Origin of the sequence: Neptunomonas sp., assembly GCF_041601355.1 — a bacterium.
Classification (GTDB): domain Bacteria; phylum Pseudomonadota; class Gammaproteobacteria; order Pseudomonadales; family Balneatricaceae; genus Neptunomonas.
On record NZ_JBFIIH010000243.1, the window covers coordinates 1 to 2,568 of the forward strand.

A 2,568-nucleotide genomic window follows, 5' to 3' on the forward strand; every position below is an offset into this window, starting at 1 on the left:
ATCGCATTAAAAAGCGGGTCCAGAACATAGGCCTGATTGATATAGGTGCGTAATGTCGGGCTTTGTTCAGCAGGGTCTGTCGGGTGCAGAATGATAGGTTTAAACGACTTTTTGTAAGTGACCATCAGGATAGAGCTGACATTGCATTGTGTTGCCAGCAGGTCCGCTAATGCTTTAGGGAAATTACGTAAGCGTATATGGTCGATAACGTAAGCAAGGTCTTTTTGCCAGTTAACCGAGGTGCCGTCTAAGCTGGATTTATAATTCATAAGCTCGATTTTTCCTTGGTTCTTTTGGGTAATAGAGGCCTGTAATACAATAAAAGTAGCAGGTTACTTAAGGAAGAAAGAGATAGTCGAAAAATAAGTAATAGCATAAGTAAAAGCGTATATAACTATCTATAACAGAACACTATAAAAGCATAAATAACAGCACCTTAACAGTGCTGTTATTTACTAGTCCTTGTTTCGCTAGCTAACGGATTGCAGTGTCAGATCAAAGCAAAGACGCGCTTTTTCGCACAGCTCATCCACTTCAGCGTGACTGATAATCAGTGGCGGTGAAGCAACCATACGGCTACCCACGGCACGCATAATCAGGCCGTTGTTAAAGCAATGATCACGACAGATCATGCCGATATCCAGATTGCCCGGGAAGAACTCTTTGGTGTCCTTGTTTTTTACCAGAGCAATCCCCGCGATTAATCCAACCCCTTCAATATGGCCTACCAGCGGATGGTCTGCGAGTGCTTCGCGTAACTTCTTCTGAAAATAAGGACCGATATCTTTAGTGACATATTCGACAATGTTTTCTGCTTTCATCAGGCGGATGTTGGCCAGTGCAACCGCCGCCGCGACGGGATGGCCCGAGTAAGTGAAGCCGTGGTAGAAGTCGTCATTATGCTCAATAAAAGTATTCGCTATACGATTGCCCACAGCAACGGCTGAGATGGGCAAATACCCAGACGATAAGCCTTTAGCCATCGATATAATGTCCGGCTTGATACCTAACGTTTCGCTACCAAACCAGCTGCCTGTGCGGCCGAAACCGCAGATGACTTCGTCAGCAGCCAGTAGAATATCGTATTTATTACAGATCTTTTGAATCTCAGCCCAGTAGTTTGCCGGTGGAACAATAACGCCGCCAGCACCTTGAATCGGCTCGCCGATAAAGGCGGCAACATTGTCGGGGCCCACCGCCAGAATTTTTTCCTCGAGTGCCTGTGCGCAGGCGATGCCGAACGCTTCTTCTGTCATGTCAGCGCCTTCACCGTACCAGTAAGGCTGGCGAATACGCTCAATATTAGGTAGCAAAGGAGCACCCTGTTTGTGCATGCCTGTCATGCCGCCAAGGCTGGTTCCGCCGACGGTGCTGCCGTGATAGGCGTTTTCGCGGCTAATCAGGATGTTTTTGTCAGGTTTGCCCTTAATGACCCAGTAGTGGCGCACCATGCGAATGATGGTGTCGATCGCCTCAGAACCTGAGTTCGCAAAAAAGATGTGATTAAGGTCGCCCGGAGTAATGCTGGCGATCTCTTTGGCAAGTTCAGCAACGGGTGTATGTGTTGTCTGGAAAAAGGTGTTGTAGAAGGGCAGTTCTGTCATCTGCTTGGTCGCCGCTTCTGTCAGCTCTTTACGTCCATAGCCCATGTTGACGCACCATAGACCTGCCATGCCGTCGAGAATTTTATTGCCTTCGCTGTCCCAGATATAGACACCATCTCCCTTGGTAATAATACGCGCACCTTTTTTGTTGAGGGCACCGGTATTCGTGAACGGGTGTAAATGGTGCTCAGCATCAAAAGCCTGAATCTCTGTTGTGATTGATGAATAATTTTCTTTATCGGTGTGCATCTTGCTCTCCGGAATACTTTCACCCGCAGTTGAAAGCGTAATAAGGGATCACATTGATCGCGTTAAATGTGATCATAAAAATGGGATGTCTTAATCGGCGTTTGTTGCGTGACTGTTTGTTATTTTGTGATCACAAAATTTAAAAGTCAATAAAAAAGCTAACTGAAAAGCGCGTAAAGACTTTGCCAGACGCGCTTGCGGGCACTTTTTTGATCTGGGTATGCTGGTTATAAAATGGAAAGGGGCAAGGGTGCTTTAGTCGGCGGCCATGTGCGATTGCTCGATAAAACGGTGTAAAAGCTCGGGGGTGCCGGCAAAGGCGATCCCTTCTCGAATATCTGCCGTGATGGCAAGCTGCAGGGCGAATGCATCCTGATTTTCGATGGCAGTCATGGCTTCATTATGCCGGTCAATCAGGTAATGTTCTTCCAGTTTACTGGTGGCTAATCGCATGAATGGCCCTAACTGTAACCACAGGCTTTCAATCAGAGGTAGTGTTACCTGATGCGGGTTGGCGGTATACAACAAGCGGTGGAAATTCTGGTTGAGTATGCTGATCTGCTCAAGATTGTTTTCTTCCTGGGCTATGTTAATTAATTGATCAAGACTACGCAGTTGCATGAAGCGGGCCTTATCAATATAAGGTAACGCTCTGGCAGCCGCATGCGATTCGATAGCGATACGTGCTTCGTACAATTCCGTAAATTTCATGGCG

The 2,568-nt window shown here is 46.9% G+C and carries 2 protein-coding genes and 1 pseudogene; all 3 read right to left on the reverse strand.

What is annotated here, in order from left to right; all coding sequences use genetic code 11:
* Positions 1-269: pseudogene (locus tag ABY436_RS19905) on the reverse strand (LuxR family transcriptional regulator); the annotation flags it as partial.
* A 201-nt stretch (positions 270-470) separates the two neighbouring features.
* On the reverse strand, positions 471-1,853 hold the full coding sequence (locus tag ABY436_RS19910) for an aspartate aminotransferase family protein (RefSeq protein ID WP_372740665.1): 1,383 nt from the start codon (positions 1,851-1,853) through the stop codon (positions 471-473).
* A gap of 255 nt (positions 1,854-2,108) precedes the next feature.
* The coding region (locus tag ABY436_RS19915) for an FCD domain-containing protein (RefSeq protein WP_372740666.1) at positions 2,109-2,568 on the reverse strand (460 nt) is incomplete at its 5' end.

Coding starts and splice junctions, on each gene's coding strand:
- ABY436_RS19910 (WP_372740665.1), bottom strand. CDS start 1,853: ATGCACACCGATAAAGAAAATTATTCATCAATCACAACAGAGATTCAG.